Source organism: Bacteroidota bacterium (assembly GCA_016715425.1).
Taxonomy (GTDB): domain Bacteria; phylum Bacteroidota; class Bacteroidia; order Chitinophagales; family BACL12; genus JADKAC01.
In genome coordinates this window covers 217,650-240,449 of sequence record JADKAC010000001.1, presented here as the reverse complement: position 1 = coordinate 240,449, position 22,800 = coordinate 217,650, and the positions used below count along the sequence as shown (strand labels likewise).

The window sequence follows — 22,800 nt, the reverse complement described above, 5'->3', positions numbered from 1 at the left end:
ATGCATAAGTGAAATGTTTAAAATCAGACTTCGAAGAAAATTAGATAAGATATATATGCCATATAAATGACAATAAATGCAATACCATGTTTGCGAATGAGTTGGTTCTCTCGATATAAATAAATGAAGAAGAATAATAAGATAGTGATAGCAATTGCAAACAATAAATCTATATTGGAATTGGTACTAAATGGCAAAGGTTTTATTAATGAACTAACGCCTAAAATAAAAAATACATTAAAGATATTGGAGCCCACCACATTGCCAATTGCAATATCCGAATTTTTGCGATATGCTGCCATTGCCGAAGTAGCAAGTTCCGGAATTGATGATCCTATTGCAAGAATAGTTAAGCCGATAATAGATTCACTTACACCTAAATTCCTTGCAATATTGGATGCACCGTCCACCATAAATTTTCCTCCAAAAACTAATGCGGCAATTCCAATTATTATGTAAATAGTGCTTTTCCAAAGTGGAAATATTTTTACAACCATTGTATCATTGGTAGATTGTTTTGCTAATATGAAAGAGTAATAAAGGAATATTGCAAAAAAAGAAAGTAAAATTATTCCGTCGGAATGGCTAATAATTGAAAATGAATTTCCATCAATAATTCTATCATTTGCCAACACATATAAAACGACCAATGCTAATAAGCTCAGAGGAATCTCTTTTGAAAGGGTATTTATTTGAACTGAGATGGGAAAAATAATTGCAGCAACTCCTAAAATTGCCAACGTATTAAAAATGTTGGAACCCAGCACATTACCAATTGCCAGATCAGCACTTCCTCGGGATGATGCAAAAATATTTATCACTAATTCCGGTGCTGAAGTTCCAAATGAAACTATCGTTAATCCAATTACTAAATCAGAAACATCTAACTTTTTTGCAAGTGATGAAGCGCCATCCACCATCCAGTTAGATCCAATAACCACGAGCACTAATCCTATTATTAATAAAAGTATATTCATTATTTTCGAGGCCTGTAAAACAAAAGGCTATCCATTTTGTTTGCAAATTATTAAACATAAATTATAAAAAACATGAAGAAATTAACAATTGTATTATTACTTACAATTACATTTTCGCTGACTGCGAAACTCTTAGTGGCGCAAGAATTACCACAACCAAGCCCTTGGGCAGAAACTGAACAAATGGTAGGTCTTGCAAAAGTGAAAGTAGTTTATTCCCGACCATCAATGAAAGGAAGAAAAATATTTGGTGATATCGTGCCCTTAGATGAAGTATGGCGCACAGGTGCAAATGCCTCTACTAAAATATCCTTTGATGACGCAATTGCTATCAATGGAAAAAATGTGGAAGCAGGAGAATATTCATTATATACAATTCCCGGAAAAACAACCTGGACTGTTATAATAAATAAAAATACCGGACTTTGGGGATCAGGTGGTTATGATATAAAAGATGATGTTGCCCGCATGGAAATTACACCAACTACGATTCCTACTACACAAACATTTACAATAGATTTTTCTGATCTTGGTGATGGTACTGCGAATTTGAATTTGTATTGGGAAAATACAAAAGTGAGCATTCCATTAAAAAATGATTATAAAGAAAAAGCATTAGCAAATATTAACTCGGCTATTGCAGAAGCAGAAGGATCATACCGCACTTATGAAGGTGCTGCAGAATATTATATGGATAATAACATGGATTTAGATCAGGCACTTACTTGGGCAAAAAAATCTGTGGATATGAGTCCGAAATTCTGGAATGTTTATACACTTAGTCGTGTGTATGCTGCGAAAGGAATGTATAAGGAAGCAATTGAAAAAGCAGAGTATAGTTTAAAGCTTGCACAAGAAGCAAATTACAAAACATATATTGATATGAATACAAAGAATATTGCCGAGTGGAAAACGAAATTATAACAATTACCACTCTTATTTATTTTACAAAAGCCACCTTCGGGTGGTTTTTTTAATTAATTTATATTGCTGTTATATTAAATTGGAGTTTAGTTAACAAAACTCCCTGAAGTCCTATTTATAGTGAATCTATTTTTGCAAATAAATAATATTTCAAATGAAAATCACTATTACATTTATCCTATTTAGTCTTGTTTATGGATTTGCTTCTGCGGCAAATGGATCAGAAAACAAAAAGAGTTATGAATCAGTAATCACAGTATTGACAGATGCCCAATATCCCGATAATAATAGTATAGGTTTCCGCAGCAATTTAGTAGGAAGCTATGCACACAATCGTATTCAATTTACAGAAGTAAGTAAAGGTTATTATGATATTACCGTATATCCGGGAAATGCAATAAGTGATACTATCTTTTTAGCGAATATTAATTTGATTGAAATGGTGCCAGCTGCACCTGCATATCTCAGAGCAGATAATTACCTAACTAACTTAGCAATACTCAATCAGGAATGGAATAGAATTCAGGTGAGGTTCAACAATAGTTATTATAAACTTTCAGGTGGTGGAAATGAAGAATCTGTAATCTCACGGTTTGATCTTGCTAATAATTGTCTTAGCAAGGGAGAATGGGAAATGATATTATATACCAAAGAAAACAACAATGATGTATTATATTATCAATGCTGGTTTCAGTTTCCGGAAGAATTATATGACGCAATGTTCTATGAAAAAAATGGCATTGGAATTAATGCATATAATGATATTATTAAAAATTATAAGATAGAACAATCTGCCCAAGTAAATTTAGATCATGTGCGTACAGTGAATTATGAAAAGGAAGCCACATTCGTAAACTTAAACAACGAATTATATCCATTAAAAGGGGAGCGTTTAACAAAGGCAAAAAATATCGTTTCTCCGATTGAATATACTTCTATAAATGATTTCTTGAATGATAATACCAAATTCGCAACCTACGCTTCTCCGGGTTACTACACAAGGTCAGATCCCAGAGCTACATATTTAAGTAGATTTAGTGATTTAACTAAAGTTACATATTGTAAATCCATTTCGGTTAATTTAAAAGGCAGTCAATCTGATGAATTGCAACTGATATTCAGCAACTCCGATAATTCTTTAACAACTCGTCTTATAATTGGTGGTTTACAAATAGAAAAATTACCGGTTTTAAATATTGAAAATATGCAAAAGGGCTGGCAACAACCCATGGGATTTTCAAACCATTCTTTCTATTCCGATTATCAAACCATACTCAATAATTCTGCATCAGATAATCCATACTTTGCTGTATTAATGGATGAAAATAATTTCTGGCTCGACAGCCATGAAATCGGTATTGATGGTCCATTGATGTTTATTGATGAATCGGATAATACTAAATTGCATGTATTGCTATTGTCTTTCGAGCGCCATGCATTTGTAGGTCATTTTGTAATTGACCTGACTTCCATTTAATATTCATTACTTCTCATAAATTACCATAAAAATTCTATGAAGAAAATACTTATAATAGTATATACCCTTGCTATATCTATTGGTGTTTACGCACAAGAAATAACACCACAACCCGCCTTACCTGCATTTTATAATAAACTCACCTTTAACAGTGATATGCGATTCAGATTAGAAAATGATTTCAATGGAATTACTGCATCCGGTTCTGAACAAGATGATAGGATTAGAATGCGAATCCGTGCAAGATTCGGGTTCAATTATAATTTCAATGAGCATTTTGATTTCGGCATGCGAATTCGCACAGGAAATAATTTGGATCAGCAATCACCACATATTACCTTAGGTTCTCCCGGTGAATTCGGCACAATTCCAATTGGTCTTGATAAAGCATATATTAAATATAATTCAAAGAATTTTTTCCTGTGGGCCGGTAAAAACAGCTTTCCTTTTTATACCAATAATGAATTGTTTTGGGATGATGATGTGAATCCCGAAGGTGTAACAGTTGGCTATACTTCTAAATCAGAATCGGGATTAGAAATTAAACCAACCATTGGATATTATATCGTTGGTTCACAAGGTGATTTTTTTGGTAAAGACAGATCATTAACTGCCGGACAATTATATATAAAAAAGAATGTATCCACTTCTGCAATAAATGTTGCAGCAGGATTTTTTGCTTTTAATAATTTATCGAATACACCGGATGGATCAGGAACCTACACTCTTGATTATGATATAATGACAGTTGCTGCTAAATACACACAAAAACTTAAAGTACCAATAAGCATCGGCGTAGATTTGATGATGAATTTTACAGATTATTCTGCTGATTCAAATATTACTGTAAATGCCATGGAAGATGAAACGCTTGGCTATGTTATAAACTTAGAAGCAGGGCAATTAGCTAATAAAGGCAATTTTTTAATTGGATATTATTATTCTCATATTGAAAAATATTCTGTTGTTGATTACTTTGCTCAGGATGATTGGACACGTTGGGGTTTTGATAGTGCACCTGGAACAAGGAGCTCTAATTTTGCTGGTCATGAGATTCGTTTAGGTTATGCATTAAGCCCAAAAAACAATCTTGTTTTCAGAGCTTATTTCTTAGAGGGAATTCAACAAAATTATCCGGACGCCACTCTCGAAAAAAATAGTCGCATACGCTTGGATTGGAATATCGCTTTCTGAAAGCATTCTGAATAAAAAATATAATTTTGGTGTAGTGATTAAACTATGCACAGTTATCTGTGTTCTGCTCCTACACATTTTATGAAACAATATATTGTAATTTTCTTTATTGCTTTTCAAAGTTTACTTGCAGCTCAAAACGGAATAATATCCGGTAATGTCGTAAATTCTGTTAGTAATGAACCTCTACCTTTTAGTACAATTTTAATTACCGGGACAAGCATTGGTACACAATCAGATTTTGATGGCAAATTTGTTTTAGATGGATTAAATCCGGGTATATATAATATTGAGGTAAGCTCAGTGGGATTTAAAAAGAAATCTATTTTAGACTTGCAGGTTTCTAATGTAAAACCTCTTGAATTGGTAATTGCATTAGAAGAAGATGTAAAACTTTTAGATGCTGTAGTTATTAATGCTGCACCAAGCGACCGCACTGAAGAAAGTCCGTTATCATTGCGCACAATTGGTGTGAATGAAATAAAACGCAGTCCTGGTGGCAACAGAGATATTTCCATTGTAATTCAAAGTTTACCTGGTGTTACTTCAGCAAGTTCTTTTCGCAATGATATTTTAATTCGTGGTGGTGCACCTAATGAAAATCGCTTTTATTTAGATGGTGTGGAAGTGCCAAATATTAATCACTTTGCAACACAAGGTTCTTCCGGTGGTCCGGTTGGATTAATCAATGTGGATTTTATTAAAGAAGTGGATTTTTATTCAGGTGCATTTCCGGCAAACAGAGGTAATGCATTGAGTTCTGTTTTTGAATTTCAACAACGGGATGGAAGAAGTGATAAATGGGGAGGATCTTTTACTCTGGGGGCAAGTGATATTGGTATTTTAGTGGAAGGTCCGGTAAATGAAAAATCTACATTATTATTTTCTGCACGGCGTAGTTATCTGCAAGTATTATTTGGCGTTCTCGGCCTACCTTTTTTACCGACATACAATGATTTTCAATTCAAGTATAAAATAAAACTCAATCAAAAAAATGAACTCACATTTATTGGATTAGGTGCAATTGATGATTTCGAATTAAATACTGCCGACGATACTTCTGCATTACAACAATATATTTTAGGGACTATTCCAGTGCAGACACAATGGAATTATACTATAGGTGCAGTGTATAAACATTATCGTGAAAATGGATATAACACATTAGTGGCAAGTAGAAATATGTTGAATAATCGTGCTTATAAATATTTAAATAATGATGAGAGCGATGCTTCCAATTTAATTTTTGATTACACTTCCCAAGAGATTGAAAATAAATTCAGATATGAAGAAACCATGCGCTTTGGTGATATGAAAATTTCCGGTGGTGCGCAGTATGAATATGCACGTTATTTCAATTCGACCTATCAGGTATTGCCAACGGATACCGGATATGATTTTATAAATTATACTTCAAATCTCGACTTACATAAATGGGGATTATTCGGAAGCATCAGCAATTCCTTTTTTGATAACCTGGTTACTGTTGCATTTGGTTTGCGTGCCGATGCAAATAGTTATGATAAAGAGATGCAAAATTTATTAAATCAACTTTCTCCTCGCCTATCATTCAGTTATCAGTTTTTGCCGAAATGGAGTTTTAATGCAAACACAGGAATTTATTATCAACTACCTCCTTATACTACTTTAGGTTATAGAGATGCAGAAAATAATTTAGTGAATCAGGAAAATGGCCTAACCTACATTCGTGCAAATCATATCGTAGCCGGTTTTGAATATCGTCCCCGCACAAGTACAAGATTTACGTTGGAAGGATTTTATAAAAAATATTCCAACTATCTTTTTTCCATAAGAGATTCAATTTCACTTGCAAATCTGGGTGCGGATTTTGGCGTAATTGGCGATGAACCTGTTTCTTCTACTTCTGATGGCAGAGCATTTGGTTTTGAATTTTTAGCACAACAACGTCTTACAAAAAATTTCTATGGAATACTTGCTTACACATTTGTGTATTCGCAATTTCAGGATAAGAATAATGTGTATGTGCCTTCTTCTTGGGATAACAGACATATTATCTCCTTAACCGGTGGGTATGAATTTAAAAAGGATTGGGAGTTGGGATTAAAATGGCGATTTAATACTGGACTTCCTTATACGCCTTATGATGTTCCTTTTTCATCATTGACTTATGTTTGGGATATCAATAAATCCGGTGTGCCTGATTATGATCAACTAAATACTGTTCGTTTAGGAATTACACAAGAAGTAGATATTAGAATTGATAAAAAATGGTACTTAAATAAAATCAATATCAATCTATATGCTGATGTTCAAAATGTATTGAATTTCAAAACAGATTTACAACCTATTCTGGATGCACAAAAAGATGCGGATGGAAACCTTATCATTAATCCTGATGATCCTTCACGTTATCAAATGTATTATATACAAAATCCTTCGGGTACATTATTGCCAACACTCGGCATCATCATCGAGATATAATTAATAGTATTTGTTTGGAATCAAATAGTTTTTTACATAATCGGTAATGCCTTCTTCCAATGAATAAAAATTAGAATTATATCCAGCATCTTTTAATTTTTGCATAGTCGCTTCTGTAAAATATTGATATGTATTTCTGATATCCTCCGGAATATTTATCCAATCCACTTCAAGTGGAATTTCCATTGCATTTGCAGTTGCTTTTGCAAGATCATAAAATGTCCTTGCGTTGCCTGTGCCGAGATTATAAATACCATTTGGTAAATCATGATTACACATCCAGCTAATTACCTGTACCACATCTTTCACATAAATAAAATCACGCAATTGTTCGCCGTCGTTAAATGCTTCTTTATGCGAACGGAATAATTTCACTTTTCCATTTTCCTGTATTTGATTATATGCATGCATAATTACAGAAGCCATTCTTGACTTATGATATTCGTTAGGTCCATACACATTAAAAAATTTCAGACCTATCCATTTCGGGGGTGTTTTTTCTTGTTGCAATGCCCAGATATCAAATGCATTTTTTGATTCACCATACGGATTTAATGGCTGCAATTGGGGAATCAATTTATGATCATCATTATAACCCAATTCACCGGCACCATAAGTTGCCGCACTGGAAGCATAAATTAATGGAATAGCATGTTGAGTACAAATTTTCCAAATTTCTTTTGTGTATTGCGTATTTAATGCAAATAATAATTCTTTATTGAATTCGGTAGTATCTGTTCTTGCACCGATATGTAAAACCAAACTAATTTCATCGGCATTATCCGCAAACCATTCAATAAATTTTTCACGCTCAATACAGTGTTTAAAATGTTTTCCATCCATATTTTTTATTTTTTCTTCGGATGAAAAATCATCTACCAATACCAATGCATTTTCTCCGCCGGCATTTAATTCTGCTGCCAGACAACTGCCAATAAATCCTGCTGCTCCTGTAATTACTATCATTTATCTAATTTTGGATTCGACAAATATCTTAAAAAACAATTCGGATGAGAAATACGGTTTTACTTTTTGCACTGTTAGTCACAACTATTTATGGTTGTAAACAAGATAAAGTAGCATATGCAGATTATAATAATGAAGTGGTGAACGAAGTAAAATCTGCTGACAGTACAATCCGGCAACTATTCACTTTTAAAGATTTTGAAGCCTATCCAACAGTAATGGGAAATTACACTTCGGCTTTTGAAAATATTAATAGCAATTTAAAAGCAATTGAAGCGCCGGGCAAAGATGATTCGCTCCGATTAGCGGCAATTGATTTAACTACGATATATGAAGAAATTGCAAAGCAGGATTTTAATACTATTTATCAATTAATGCACGACAGTATTTATACTCCGGCAGATTCAATAAAAGTGGATTCATTGTCGGATATTATGTATTCCAAATGGCAGATTGCAAGCGAAAAATTTGCTACCATTCAACAAGATTTTGGTGCGAAATATAAAATCAGTCTGGAATAAAATTTATCAAATGAATTATCATTGAAAATCTTCCGGCAAACCCAAATCTTTTCTCAAAACTCTGTCTTCCAGATTATGCTTATTCCAGTATTCACTCATAATTGTTTTGTTGAGTGTTGCAGTTGTTTTTAACAGAGTACCATCAAATCCCGGATAGCTTTCTTCCCATCCTAAAATGGTGTAAGGAAATTCCTTTTCAAAAGTAATTGTAAGTGATTTTTTCAACTCAGGAATTTGAATAATATAAACTCGAGTATCATTTACATCTTGCAAACTCAAAGAGGCAGAATACGGTTTTATTTCTTTGTGCGAATAACGCAAATAAATGGAACCCGGTAATATTTGCATATTGCCTACAGGTAATTTATCCGGAGCAATTCGTATCAATGTCCATAACTCATCTTCTAAAACTGTTTGATCAAAAGAAAAATCTCTGTCGCCTTCAGATTCAAAATAAGATAACTGCTGAATTTCATTTTTCTTTCCTTTTGCATTCAATTGCATATAGGCCATACCACACCAATCCTGAACACTTGCAGTTACTTTTACTGCATGCGGATAATTATTAATATCTGAAGGTTGAAATACGGACAACATGCTACTGTAGGAATAAATACCTGTATTGAATTTAAAACTCTGATTGAGTTTTAATATTGGCAATTTATCAGCACCTGCATTTGCAGGATCATCCAATTTCACTTGTTTAGATTTAGAAAAATCTTCGGTAACAAAAATATTTACCACAATACCCGGATGCACATGGCTATATCTTCCTTGTTGCAAAGTATAACTGCTGATTTCTGCCAAACCCTGATACCAGTATTTATTCCATTGGTCATTTGTTGTGAATGCCTCTTGTTTTTTTTCTTCAGATGTTTTTTTTGAATTTCCACCATTTGCATCTGCTGTTTTATTGCAAGATGTTTGTGTTATTAACATTGTGCTTAACGAAATAAATAGAGTAATCAGGAAAGTCTTTTTCATATTATTACTTTTAATTTTTTAACAAGGTATAGTTCTTTTCGTTCCATCCAATATAATTCTGAATATTCAGGATGCAATTTCCTAAGTTAATTTGAATGTATTTGTATTATAAGTCACACAATGATTTAAAAATAATTTGTCGCAACAAAAAAATTAAATGCAGTGAAAATTATTCTAGAAAAAGAGCAGTAATTATAAGAACTATTAAGCTTCAACTGTAGCCGACAAATATCTTTCCAATGCATTTTGATATAACTCCGTGTAGGTATAAACAGAACCGAAATTTTCACCATCAATTACAAGATATTCGCCACCAACAGTACCAAGACTATTTGCAGAAATATTATGCTTTTTACAAATGATTTCTATTTCTTCTACCATAGCTGCATCACAAGTTACCACTACCCTGCTTTGACTTTCACCAAACAAAAATGCATCCTTTTGTAAACTGGAATCTGTTTCAATTTCAAATCCTATATTACCTGCCATCACACTTTCCAATAAGGTAATAAATAAACCGCCTTCACTTATATCATGAGCACTGAAGATCAATTTATTTTTAATCAATGAAAGTATAGTTTTTTGTAAACGATATTCTTCATCCAAATCAAAATAAGGCGCAGGTGATTCGGTAATGTTGTGAATAGTTTTTAAATATTCAGAAGCATTTATATCATTGCGTGAAGTACCAATTAATAAAATCACATCTCCTGCATTTTTAAATCCAAGCGTCATTTTATTTTTAAAATCTTGAAGCACACCCACCATACCAATTGTTGGTGTTGGATATACAGGTCCTTCTTCACTTTGATTATAAAAACTTACGTTGCCACCTGTTACCGGTGTATCAAATTTTAGGCAAGCTTCACTCATGCCTTTTATCGCATTTACAAATTGCCAATACACTTCCGGATTATATGGATTTCCGAAGTTGAGACAGTTTGTAATTGCAGCGGGTTCTGCTCCTGAGCAAACTATATTTCTCGCCGCTTCACTCACTGCTATCATAGTACCTTTATATGGATCCGCATACACATATCTTGCATTGCAATCCACTGTAACTGCCAATGCCTTATTGTGTCCGATCAATCTTACTAATGCAGCATCACTTGCTTCATTGGTAGAAGTATTTTTCACACCAACCATACTATCATATTGAGTAAACACCCAACGCTTACTTGCAATATTCGGATTCACTGTAAGTTTTTTTGCAACCGCAACTAAGTCATTTGGTACCGAAATTTTTGCAGCATCAAATTCCTGCAACTTTGCAAAATACGCAGGCTCTTTATATTCTCTTTTATACACCGGTGCACCACCACCTAATACTAAACTTTCCGCAGGCACATCTGCAATTAATTCATTATGCATATAATATTCTAATCTGCCACCTGTAATTACTTCACCAATAATTACAGCATGTAAATCCCATTTTTCAAATACTGATTCTATTTCTTTTTCTCTTCCTTTTTCTACAACTACTAACATACGTTCCTGGCTTTCACTCAATAGTATTTCCCATGCTTTCATATGTTGCTGACGAGTAGGCACACGATCCAAATAAATTTTCATTCCATGTTCACCTTTTGCACTCATCTCCGAAGTAGAACAAGTAATTCCTGCAGCACCCATATCCTGCATGCCTACAACTGCACCTGTTTTAATTGCTTCCAATGAAGCTTCCAATAACAATTTTTCCTGGAATGGATCACCCACTTGCACAGAAGGTAAATCTTCGTGCGATTCTTTATGCAAATCTGCACTCGCAAAGGAAGCACCATGAATACCATCTTTACCTGTTGCAGAGCCCACTATATAAACCGGATTACCTGCACCTGTTGCAATTGCACTAACTGTTTCTCCAACATTTACAATACCTACACTCATCGCATTTACCAATGGATTGGTGAGATAACAATCTTCGAAATATACTTCACCCGCCACAGTTGGAATACCAAAACAATTTCCGTAATCACCAATTCCTTTTACAACACCTTTTAATAAATGCTGTGTTTTTTTATTATTGATATTTCCAAAACGCAAACTATTTAAAGCACAAATCGGACGAGCACCCATTGTAAAAATATCACGATGAATTCCACCGACACCTGTTGCAGCGCCCTGATATGGTTCTATTGCAGAAGGATGATTATGACTTTCAATTTTAAATGCACAAGCCAATCCATCACCGATATCAATTAACCCTGCATTTTCTTCACCGGCTTCCACTAACATTTTTGCTCCGCTTCGAGGTAATGTTTTTAACCATGAAATAGAATTTTTATAGGAGCAGTGTTCGCTCCACATTACGCTGTAAATACTCAACTCTGTAAAGTTGGGTGTGCGACCTAATACTTCTTTTATTCTTTCAAATTCTTCTGGCAGCAAACCCAATTCTTTTGCTACAGCTAATGTTACTTCCGGTTTATTATCGTTCATGAATTATATTATTGAATCACAAAGATAGCAAGACTTAAAAGGATGAATTATTCACATTTTTATAAACCACATTTCACCTCGCCAAATATTTATTAAACTTTAAAGTTGCTTCGGGATTTCCGGCTATATAAATCACATCGTCTAATTCCAATTCAAAATCATCCGAGAGTTTAGAAATAAATTGTTCACCTCTGCGAATAGCGAGTAAGGAAAGATTATGCTGTGATCGGAAGGCTATTTTCTGAATAGTTTTACCGCCAAGTTTACCTGCAATACTGCGCACAACAACTACAGAAATTTCCATATCCGGAATATGCAGTCCAGTATTTTTTGAAAATTTTTCTGGCTTAATAGAACGCAACATTTCATAATTCGACTGACGAATCTGTTCTGTGAATTCTTCTATTTCATCACGGGGTACTAAATAATGTGTGAGCACTCTTGTGAAAATTTCTATAGAAGTTTCAAACTCTTCAGGTATCACCACATCTGCACCTGAAGAAATATATTGATCTACATCTTTTATATATCTGGTTCGCACAATCACATGTGCCGTAACATTTATTTTACGCACTTCATTAATAATTTTTAAAGTGGCATCCGGATCAGAAATAGCAATCACAACCACTCTTGCATCCGGTAAGGCAACATGTTGCAAAATCATTACATCTGTTGCATCACCAAAAACAATAGAAACATCATCCGCTTTTGCTTCTTCAATTAATTCCGGATCCAATTCAATAACTACAAATGGAATTGCTGCTTTGGTTGCGGCCTTTGCAAGATTTTTTCCATTGATTCCATAACCAATTATCACCAAATGATTTTTCAATAGCGGCTTATCTTGATGCACCACCGCTTTTAATCTTTTCATTGAGTCGAATCTTCTACGCACAGGTCCGGGTAAAGGCGCTTCTATTAATACATCAGCTATTGACGAAGCAAACATTATAATGAATGGTGAAATGCCCATGGTTAAAATTGAAACTGCTAAAAAGTATTGATATATATCCGCCTGAATAAGATTGTTTTCCATGCCGGTAACAGAAAGTACAAAGGCAAATTCCCCGACCTGAAAAATTAGCAACGCTGCTATAATTGCAGTGCGTGCAGGATAGCCTAAAACAAATGCCGCAATACCACTTATCAATACTTTAATTACAATAACAATTGCTGTTAATAAGAGTACGATAAGTATATGATCGAAAAAGAAATTTATGTCGAGTAACATACCAATGGAAACAAAAAAGAAACTGATAAATATTTCTCGGAAGGGAATAATATTGGCCATTGCCTGATGACTGTATTCTGATTCGGAAATAATTAGTCCGGCGAAAAACGCACCCAAGGCAAGTGATAAACCCATTGATGAAGTAAACCATGCAGTAGCAAAACACATTACAATAATTGTAAGAATAAAAAGCTCTCTGCTCTTTGTGCGCACTACTTGTTTTAAAATAAAAGGCATAATATATTTTGCCAATAAAATAACCACTGCCAACACCACCACCACTTTTATTACTAATGCAATTACATCCTGCAACATATTATCTGAGTTGCCGGCAATAAGTGGAGTTATCAGCATTAATGGAACTACAATAATATCCTGTGCAATTAAAATTGCCAATGCAATTCTTCCCTGCGGTGAATGCATCTCTCCACGATCAATCAACATTTTTAAAACAATTGCAGTACTACTCAGCGATAATAAAAAACCAATAAACAAAGCTTCATTCCATTGAAATCCTGTTTGCCATGCAATTAAAAAAGTAATTAAAATAGTACCACCCATTTGCATCAGACCACCCCACAATACTGTTTTACCAATTGCAGAAAGACTTTTTAGAGAGAACTCAATACCGATAATAAATAGTAAAAAAATCACTCCCATTTCTGCAAGTAATTCCACTTCGTGAGTGGCGCTTGTTAAACTTAAACCATAAGGACCGGCAACCACACCGGTTACTAAAAAACCAATGATTGCCGGAATTTTAAACCGATGAAAAAGTAAACTGATAAGAACCGATAAGCCTAATATGACTACGATGCCTTGTAATATGGATAGCTGCATGTTTGGTAAAAATTACGAAAAATAAAATTTAGCTAAAGGGTTTTTTTCAATGCCTGTTTAAAAATAATGTTGTTGGTATATTTTCGACAGTCAAATTTGCAAGCTTAACTTTCAACTCCACAAGCATTTCAATGTTAATAAATTTATCGCTTTATTTACAGTGATAATAATTCTATTAATTTTTAAAAAGAAGCTTATCAAAATTAATTCTCAGGAAATTGCAATCAGAAACCACAGCAAATCATTTTGATTTAATTGTTATCGGCGGAGGAGCTGCGGGCTACTTCGGCGCAATACAATATGCCGAGCGCAAAGCAAACAAACGCATTCTCATTCTCGAAAAATCAGAAAAAGTATTGAGTAAAGTACGGGTGAGTGGTGGTGGCAGATGTAATGTAACTCATGCATGTTTCGATCCGCAGGAAATGACCGGAAATTATCCTCGTGGTAATAAAGAATTACTCGGCCCTTTTCATCGGTTTTTATGTGGCGATATGATGGCTTGGCTATCCGAACATAATGTGGAAACAAAAATAGAATCTGACGGTAGAGTGTTCCCTGTTTCTGATAATAGTGAATCCATTATCCGGTGTTTTGAAAATTGTTGTCATGATTATAAAATAAAAATTAAAACAGGTTGCGCCGTTCAACATGTATTTTTTGAAAATAACATTTGGAATTTAAAAACTGCCAATGAAAATTATTCTGCATTTAATATTTTATTTGCAACAGGAAGCAGTAATGCAGCATGGCAACTTCTGAAAGATATTGGTCATACTATTATTCCACCGGTACCTTCATTATTCACTTTTAATATTCAGCATCATTTGCTCACCGGCTTGCAGGGAATTGCAATTGAAAAGGTGTATATCACAATTCCGGAAACAACCTTGCAAAGCGAAGGTCCGTTGCTCATTACTCATTGGGGATTAAGTGGCCCTGCTATTTTAAAATTATCTGCATGGGCAGCAAGAGTGCTTGCAGAAAAAAATTATCGCTTTAATATTCATATAAATTTTTGTGCACAGGATGCTGAAGTGATTCGCAATACTTTTCAATTATTCCGCACCGAACACGGTAAAAGAAATATTATTCTCTACCCACTATTTAATATTCCAAAAAGATTATGGCAGCGCATGGCTGAAATTTTAAAAACAGAAAATCTGAATTACGGAAGTTTGAATACAAAACAAACTGACGCATGGGTACAGATGCTCTGCGCTTGTAATTTGCCTGTTAACGGAAAGAGTGTTTTCAAAGAAGAGTTTGTTACCTGCGGTGGTGTGGACACAAAAGAAATAAATTTTACAACAATGGAAAGTAAATTATTTCCGGGATTATATTTTGCAGGCGAAGTTTTGAATATTGATGCGGTAACCGGTGGATTTAATTTTCAGGCAGCATGGACAGGCGCATACATAGCAGCCGAAGCAATTGCAGCAAAACACAATTAGTATTTCTGTTTTTGTGTTGCATACTATTTTTCATTTGATATTTGCATTACTCAAATTAAGTTTCATTCAACCATATTCTGTTTAGTTTTACAAATGCCTGTTTGGATAATGCCTTTAGTATATACTTTGCTCTCCTTGTGGATTATCCGCAAAGCAAAATTTTTTCAAACAGGTATTGCTAAGAATTTTATTTCTGCTGCATTTATTTTTAAAGTAATTCTCGGACTTGCAAATTATTTTATTTGGGTGCATGTAATTGGCCGTGGTGATAGTATTAATTATATTCATGATGCCGACATGATCTACGGGACTTTATTTACAGATCCATTGCATTATTTACAACTCACTTTTGGTTATGGCACTACCAATGTGTATCCCGAATATCTGCGCTATATCTCTGATCCACTGAAATATTCATGGGATAGTGTGGAATATACTATGGTGCGGATAAATTCTATTTTGTATGTATTTACTTTCGGCAATGTATGGGGGAATATTGTAATTCTATGTTTTGGTTTTTTTAGCGCATCAATAGCATTATTTAAATTTTTATCCTCTCGCTTTCCTGAAAAGATATGGTTGTTTTTCATTGTAATTTTTTGTATTCCATCAATCACTATATGGAGCAGTGGTTTATTAAAAGAAGGATTTGCACTGGCAATTTTTTCGCTTTTGATTATTCAATTTTATAAATTACAAGAATACATCACCACCAAAACAATTGTAATAATTGTCGTATTATTTTTCAGTATGTTTTTTATAAGAGAATATGTTGTTTTACTTTTTATCCCCAACTTAATTTTATGGTTGATTGCACGACGTAATAAAAAACCTGCGATTACTTTTTTGGGAATTACTTTTTTGGCAGCAATATTTTTAATCATTGCCGATGCGCTCACTTATCAATTCACTATTTCTGAAATCGTATGCGAAGCACAACAGTATTTTATTTTATTAGAACCCGATCCCGATTATAATTATCATGTGTTTACAGGTTATGCATTATGGGAGCCCATTCAAAAAATTCCTTACACCTTAAATAATATTTTCTTCCGACCAAACATCCTTCACAGCACTTCCCTATTTCGATTATATATGGCTGTTGAATTAATGCTAAGCTGGACAGTTTTATTCTGGCTGTATTCCGGTATCGGTCAAAAACTTACTGCCAATGCCTGGCTATTTATTTTTATCGCTATTGAATTATTGTTGATGTATGGCATAGTTGTAACCGATGCCGATACGATGAGTCGCTACCGGGTAATTCCACTTTTTCTGTTATTTATAATTGGGATTATTTCAAGTTCGAGGTGTAGTGTTGTTGTGGATGAGAAGATGAGAGGGAATTAATGAGGTTGATGAGTGAGAAATAATTTAAAAGTGAAAGGTGTTGTGATGTAGTGAGTATAATTTTGTTTGTATTAAATGATTATGGATTTACTTTAGCAAAGCATATAATATTTGAATTGTAGAAAATAATGTCAAACAAAGAAGAAGATGAACAAGATAACAAATCATCCGATATTGAAACCAACATCTCACCAGAGATTATACTTTCAGAAACTTTTATTGACTAAGCGATGAGCAAAAGAAAAAATAGTATCTCATCGCCACAAGGATTCAATGAAATATTGCTTTACACCACTCCTAACGGAAAGGTTAAGGTTGAAATTTATTTACAAAACGAAACTATCTGGCTTACTCAACAAAAAATTGCAGACTTGTTTGGAGTGGAACGAAGTGTAATTACAAAGCACCTGAAAAATATTTTTGAAAGTAATGAACTCAACCAAAATTGAGTTAGTGCAAAAATTGCACATACTGCTTCGGATGGTAAATCATATCCCACACAGTTCTACAATCTGGATGCAATCATATCTGTTGGATACAGAGTGAACAGCGCACAGGCAACAGCATTTCGTATTTGGGCAACAGAACGATTGAAGGAATACATCATCAAAGGTTTTACAATGGATGATGAACGACTAAAAAATCCCAATAACATTTTTGGCAAAGATTATTTTGAAGAACAACTTTCCCGCATCCGGGATATTCGCAGCAGCGAACGCAGATTTTATCAAAAAATAACCGATATCTATTCATCATGCAGTGCCGATTACATCAAAGACACCGACATTACCCTCTTCTCAATTGGCAATAAATAATATGTGTTTTATTTCCAGACACTTCTTTATTTTTTCCACTATTCACCAAATATTTTGCACAAATTTTAAAGTTTTGCTTTGCAACATTATAATTTCGCACAAAATAAAATTTTAATTTTTATGCCTAACAGCCGATCGTCCGCCATTCAACAAGTACTTAACCGCCAATACCGGGAAGTGAAAGCACCATCAGTGCGCATCTCAGAATTTTTTGGATGCAATGTATTTAATGATGAAGCTATGCAGAAACATTTAAGTGAAGAAGCATACCTCAGTGTGAAATCAAGTATTCAAAACGGAACTAAGATTGACCGCAAAGTTGCCGATCAGGTAGCAGCCAGTTTAAAGGCTTGGGCAATAGGAAAAGGAGCAACGCATTACACCCATTGGTTTCAACCCTTAACAGGAGCTACAGCCGAAAAGCATGATGCCTTTTTTGTTCCTACTGAAAATGGTAAGGGCATGGAAAGTTTTACAGGCAGCTCTCTTGTGCAGCAAGAACCCGATGCATCCAGTTTTCCTTCAGGTGGTATTCGCAGTACTTTCGAAGCAAGAGGTTATACGGCATGGGATCCCACTTCACCGGCATTTATTATGGAGGTTGGCAGCGGCAAGACTTTATGTATCCCTACAATTTTTGTGAGCTATACCGGCGAGGCACTAGATTATAAAGCACCACTTTTAAAATCATTACTCTTCTTAGAAAATGCAGCCGTACCTGTATGTCAATATTTTGATAAAAACATACTTCAAGTTACCGCCACACTTGGTTGGGAACAAGAATATTTTATAGTGGATGAAGCAATGTATGTTGCTCGTCCGGATTTGTTAATGACAGGTCGCACATTAACAGGTCATGGCCCATCAAAAGGGCAGCAGTTGGAAGACCATTATTTCGGTTCTATTCCTGAGCGGATATATAATTTCATGATTGATTTTGAAACCGAATGTTTAAAGCTCGGAATTCCGGTTCGTACACGTCATAATGAAGTGGCACCGGGACAGTTTGAATGTGCGCCTATGTTTGAAGAATGTAGTCTTGCGGTTGACCATAATATTTTGTTGATGGATCTGATGGAAAAAATTGCACGCAAGCATAAGTTGAGAGTGCTGTTTCATGAAAAGCCATTTGCAGGAGTAAACGGTTCGGGCAAACATAACAACTGGAGCATGAGTACCAACACTGGGAAAAATTTATTGACACCGGGAAAAACTCCGAGAACCAATTTACAATTCCTTACTTTTTTTATTAATACTATTAAAGCAGTTTATGATAATGCAGATTTATTAAGAGCAGCAATTGCATCTGCAAATAATGATCATCGTTTAGGAGCCAATGAAGCACCTCCTGCAATTATTTCTGTGTTTGCAGGAACTGCATTACGTTCTGTATTAAATGAAATTGAAGAACGTGTAAATGAAGGTGGATTAGATGATTTGGAGAAAGCAGATTTGAAATTAGATATCCATAATAAGATACCGGATTTGATGCTGGATAATACAGATAGAAATCGCACAAGTCCATTTGCATTTACAGGTAATAAATTTGAATTCCGTGCTGTGGGTTCTTCTGCAAATTGTTCAAGTGCTATGACAGTTTTAAATTGTATAGTTGCAGATCAGTTAAATAAATTTCGTACTGAAGTAGATAAACAAATAGAAGATGGTGAGAAAAAAGACAATGCTATATTAATGGTACTGCGCCAGATGATTACCGAAAGTAAAGCTATTTTATTTGAAGGTGATAATTACAGTGAAGCATGGCATGAAGAAGCAGAAAAGCGTGGATTAAAAAATCTAAAAACCACACCCGAAGCCTTGGAAATGTATATCACTCCAAAAGCAGAACGCATATTTGTAGATAATAAAATTTTCAGCAAACGTGAATTACATGCACGCTACGAAATTGAAATGGAAGCGTATGCAAAAAAAATACAGATTGAAGCAAGAGTATTTGGTGAGTTAGTCTATAATTATATTTTACCTGCCGCAATTCATTACCAAAATGAATTAATGGAAAATATCACAAGCTTAAAAGCAATTGGATTAGAACAGGAAAGTTATGCAAGTCAGTTAGACTTGGTAAAAAAATTAAGCGTACATATTAATAAGATGCGTTTTGCATTAGAAGAAATGGTAGAAGAGCGCAAGAAAGCAAATGAATTGACACATGCAAAAGAAAAAGCCAATGCATATTGCTTTAAAGTAAAACCATTATTCGACATCATCCGCTACAATGCTGACCGCATAGAACGCTACATGCCCGATGCACAATGGCCACTACCAAAATATCGTGAGTTGATGTTTATAAAATAAAATCTATTTGCTTAATCATAGAGGCTGTACGGAAACGTATGGCCTTTTTAATTTTCGATTTTTATAGTAGTGATTAATAAATAACTTTAGCAACTAATAAATATATGAATAAAAAAATAATAGCAACTAAATTCATTACCAACACCAATGAAAAAATTAATAAAGAATAATTCCGAATTTGAATTCATTGTTACCTTAATTAATGAATCAAGAAACAGAGCTTATCAAAAAGTAAATGAAGAACTGGTGCTGTTGTATTTTAAGGTTGGAAAAATTGTTTCTGAAAAAGTTACTGAAGGAAGTTGGGGTGATGGAACCGTAAATGAACTGGCTGCTTTTATTGAAAAAGCATACCCCGAGATGAAGGGTTTTAATCGCAGAGGGCTTTATAGAATGAAGCAATTTTATGAAGTGTATTCTTCCCCTGATTTTGTTTCGCCGATAGCTATACAATTGAAAACTTATTTTGATAGCGAAAATCAATTTGAAAAAGTGTCGGCACTGCCGACACAAATTATTAGTTCTAAATCAAAATCTAAAAAAGTGTCGGCAGTGCCGACACAATTAGAAAATTCAGAAAATCAACTTGTAAGACAGTTGTTATGCAAGATAACGTGGACTAATCATTTGGAAATTCTTTCAAAGACAAAATCATCCGAAGAAAAATTCTTTTATCTGGTCCATAGCATCAAAGAAAAATGGTCAATGAGAGATTTAAGAAGGCAATTGAATACTGGCTCTTTTGAGCGATTTATGATGGGAAATCAATTTGTGTCAACAGTATTGACACAATTACCTCAAGGCATTTTCAAAGACCCCTACATTTTTGAATTCCTTGATTTACCGGAAGGACACTCAGAAAAGGATTTAGAAAAAGCACTTATAAAAAATTTACAAAAATTTATTCTTGAAGTGGGTAAAGGATTCACTTACATGGGTAATCAATATCGCATACAAGTAGGGAATAAAGATTACTACACAGACCTGCTTTTTTACCATAGAGATTTGCAATGTCTTGTTTTATTTGAATTAAAAATTCAGGAATTTGAACCAGAGTTTTTAGGCAAGTTGAATTTTTATTTAGAAGCACTCGACAGAGATGTAAAGCGATCGTTTGAAAAAAACAGTATTGGCATTTTACTATGCAAAGGGAAAGACAATGAAGTGGTGGAATATTCAATGGCAAGAAATACATCACCTGCACTCATTGCCGACTATGAAACTAAACTGATTCCAAAAAATATCCTTGCCAAAAAACTGAATCAATTAGTGGAACAATTCTCTAATTCAGAAATACAATAAAGCTGATTGCATTAAATGCAAGTACAATTGCCGCTACCAAAATAGCGAGGGATGATGCTTGTCAGATAAAATACTATTTGATAGATCAAAGATGTAATAGAGAATGTGCGGTACTATTTTATTATTAATAATATTACCACCACACCATTCTTCAAACAAAACATATAATCACATTGTTAATTTTCTACTGTGCTTAATTGGCAGTATTTACTTTTATGAAATAGAAGTTTTATTTTTATTCATTGCAGGAAAAAACATTAGGCTCTATTAAAATTTATTAAAAAGCAATTCATGGAATTCATAGATTATTATAAAGTGTTGGGAGTTGCTAAAACAGCAACGGATAAAGAGATAAAAGCTGCTTATCGGAAACTGGCCAGAAAATATCATCCGGATGTAAACCCGAATAATAAAGAAGCAGAAAAAAAATTCAAGGAAATAAATGAAGCAAATGAAGTATTAAGTGTTCCTGAAAATCGCAAGAAGTACGACAAGTATGGCAAGGAATGGAAACACGGTGAACAATACGAACAAGCACAAAATGAACAACGCCGTCAATCGCAACAATACTCTGGTCAGCAGGATTTTTCGAATGCAGATTATTCTGATTTTTTTGAATCATTTTTTGGAGGAGGTAAATCTTCTTTCCGTCAATCGCAGAATACAAAATTTAAAGGGCAGGATTATAATGCAGAATTACATCTGACGCTTAATGATGTATTCACAACCCAACAACATGTGCTGACAGTGAATGGTAAAAAAATCAGATTGACAATTCCTGCCGGTGCTGAAAATGGTCAGATAATAAAAATAAAAGGCAAAGGAGGCGAAGGAATTAACGGAGGACCAAATGGTGATTTATACCTACAATTCATAATTACCAATCATACAAAGTTTAAGCGTGAAGGAAATAATTTACATCTGCATGTTGATCTGGATCTATACACTGCAGTTTTAGGTGGAGAAATGATAGTTGATACGTTTGATGGTAAAGTAAAACTGAAAATAAAACCTGAAACAAATAATGAAACAAAAGTAAGGTTGAAAGGAAAAGGATTTCCCATCTATAAAAAAGAAGGACAATTCGGTGATTTGATAATCACTTATCATATCACAATGCCAACCAATCTAAGTGAAAAAGAAATTGCTCTATTTAAGGAATTACAAAAATTAAAAACAAAATGAAATCACAGCAACTGATACCGACAAAAACACTTTGTTCGCTTTATAACATTGAGATTTCATTTGTGGATGCGTTAAACCAAATGGGCCTTATCCAGATACAAATTATAGAGCGCAAGAAATTTATTCATCAGGATGAAATCAGCAATCTGGAAAAAATAATCAGACTACACAATGAATTAAATGTGAACCTTGAAGGCATTGATGTAGTATTTAATTTATTGGAAAAAGAAAGAATATTGCGCAATGAATTAAATGCATTAAGAAATAGATTAAGGCTTTATGAGCAAGATTAATAAATATGTTAATCAGTGTAATACATTAAACCTGCTCTGAAATAGATTCTTCACATTTTACAAATCATG

At 34.0% G+C, this 22,800-nt stretch carries 16 protein-coding genes and 1 pseudogene; 12 read left to right on the top strand and 5 right to left on the bottom strand.

The window, feature by feature from the left end:
• Positions 1 to 23: 23 nt before the first annotated feature.
• On the bottom strand, positions 24 to 977 hold the full coding sequence (locus IPN31_00975; protein ID MBK8680491.1) for a calcium/sodium antiporter: 954 nt from the start codon (positions 975 to 977) through the stop codon (positions 24 to 26).
• A 72-nt stretch (positions 978 to 1,049) separates the two neighbouring features.
• On the opposite strand from IPN31_00975, the gene IPN31_00970 reads away from it, so the two are divergent.
• The 4 genes from IPN31_00970 to IPN31_00955 all read left to right on the top strand — a co-directional run bounded on the left by IPN31_00970 (position 1,050) and on the right by IPN31_00955 (position 7,035).
• Positions 1,050 to 1,901, top strand: a complete 852-nt coding sequence (locus IPN31_00970; protein ID MBK8680490.1) for a DUF2911 domain-containing protein — start codon at positions 1,050 to 1,052, stop codon at positions 1,899 to 1,901.
• 154 nt (positions 1,902 to 2,055) lie between these two features.
• A complete protein-coding gene (locus IPN31_00965) occupies positions 2,056 to 3,378 on the top strand; it encodes a hypothetical protein (protein ID MBK8680489.1) in 1,323 nt (440 codons plus the stop codon).
• 36 nt (positions 3,379 to 3,414) lie between these two features.
• The gene (locus tag IPN31_00960) at positions 3,415 to 4,572 is read left to right on the top strand and encodes a putative porin (protein ID MBK8680488.1); all 1,158 of its coding nucleotides are present in this window, start codon (positions 3,415 to 3,417) and stop codon (positions 4,570 to 4,572) included.
• Between the two features lie 81 nt (positions 4,573 to 4,653).
• Positions 4,654 to 7,035, top strand: a complete 2,382-nt coding sequence (locus tag IPN31_00955; protein ID MBK8680487.1) for a TonB-dependent receptor — start codon at positions 4,654 to 4,656, stop codon at positions 7,033 to 7,035.
• On the opposite strand, the gene rfaD is transcribed toward IPN31_00955, so the two are convergent.
• Entirely contained in the window at positions 7,036 to 8,001 is a 966-nt protein-coding gene (gene rfaD / locus IPN31_00950) for an ADP-glyceromanno-heptose 6-epimerase (GenBank protein ID MBK8680486.1), read from the bottom strand.
• Between the two features lie 44 nt (positions 8,002 to 8,045).
• Between rfaD and IPN31_00945 the strand changes: the two genes are divergently transcribed.
• Positions 8,046 to 8,522 (top strand): hypothetical protein, encoded by a 477-nt coding sequence (locus IPN31_00945; GenBank protein ID MBK8680485.1) that lies wholly within the window; start codon positions 8,046 to 8,048, stop codon positions 8,520 to 8,522.
• Between the two features lie 18 nt (positions 8,523 to 8,540).
• On the opposite strand, the gene IPN31_00940 is transcribed toward IPN31_00945, so the two are convergent.
• The 3 genes from IPN31_00940 to IPN31_00930 all read right to left on the bottom strand — a co-directional run bounded on the left by IPN31_00940 (position 8,541) and on the right by IPN31_00930 (position 14,016).
• Complete coding sequence (locus IPN31_00940; protein MBK8680484.1) at positions 8,541 to 9,506, bottom strand: hypothetical protein; 966 nt, start codon at positions 9,504 to 9,506, stop codon at positions 8,541 to 8,543.
• A 204-nt stretch (positions 9,507 to 9,710) separates the two neighbouring features.
• The gene (purL, locus tag IPN31_00935) at positions 9,711 to 11,945 is read right to left on the bottom strand and encodes a phosphoribosylformylglycinamidine synthase subunit PurL (GenBank protein MBK8680483.1); all 2,235 of its coding nucleotides are present in this window, start codon (positions 11,943 to 11,945) and stop codon (positions 9,711 to 9,713) included.
• Between the two features lie 73 nt (positions 11,946 to 12,018).
• Positions 12,019 to 14,016 (bottom strand): cation:proton antiporter, encoded by a 1,998-nt coding sequence (locus tag IPN31_00930; protein MBK8680482.1) that lies wholly within the window; start codon positions 14,014 to 14,016, stop codon positions 12,019 to 12,021.
• Between the two features lie 218 nt (positions 14,017 to 14,234).
• On the opposite strand from IPN31_00930, the gene IPN31_00925 reads away from it, so the two are divergent.
• The 7 genes and pseudogenes from IPN31_00925 to IPN31_00895 all read left to right on the top strand — a co-directional run bounded on the left by IPN31_00925 (position 14,235) and on the right by IPN31_00895 (position 22,731).
• Complete coding sequence (locus tag IPN31_00925; GenBank protein ID MBK8680481.1) at positions 14,235 to 15,470, top strand: NAD(P)/FAD-dependent oxidoreductase; 1,236 nt, start codon at positions 14,235 to 14,237, stop codon at positions 15,468 to 15,470.
• 93 nt (positions 15,471 to 15,563) lie between these two features.
• The gene (locus IPN31_00920) at positions 15,564 to 16,820 is read left to right on the top strand and encodes a hypothetical protein (GenBank protein ID MBK8680480.1); all 1,257 of its coding nucleotides are present in this window, start codon (positions 15,564 to 15,566) and stop codon (positions 16,818 to 16,820) included.
• 230 nt (positions 16,821 to 17,050) lie between these two features.
• A pseudogene (locus IPN31_00915) lies at positions 17,051 to 17,635 on the top strand (virulence RhuM family protein).
• Between the two features lie 120 nt (positions 17,636 to 17,755).
• Positions 17,756 to 19,951: a glutamine synthetase III gene (locus IPN31_00910; GenBank protein MBK8680479.1), complete on the top strand. Its 2,196-nt coding sequence runs from the start codon at positions 17,756 to 17,758 to the stop codon at positions 19,949 to 19,951.
• A gap of 147 nt (positions 19,952 to 20,098) precedes the next feature.
• Complete coding sequence (locus IPN31_00905; GenBank protein ID MBK8680478.1) at positions 20,099 to 21,253, top strand: DUF1016 family protein; 1,155 nt, start codon at positions 20,099 to 20,101, stop codon at positions 21,251 to 21,253.
• Positions 21,254 to 21,544: 291 nt separating this feature from the next.
• Positions 21,545 to 22,438: a DnaJ domain-containing protein gene (locus IPN31_00900; protein ID MBK8680477.1), complete on the top strand. Its 894-nt coding sequence runs from the start codon at positions 21,545 to 21,547 to the stop codon at positions 22,436 to 22,438.
• Positions 22,435 to 22,731, top strand: coding sequence for a MerR family transcriptional regulator (locus tag IPN31_00895; GenBank protein ID MBK8680476.1), 297 nt, complete (start codon positions 22,435 to 22,437; stop codon positions 22,729 to 22,731). Before IPN31_00900 ends, IPN31_00895 begins: the two co-directional genes overlap by 4 nt.
• Positions 22,732 to 22,800: the final 69 nt, after the last annotated feature.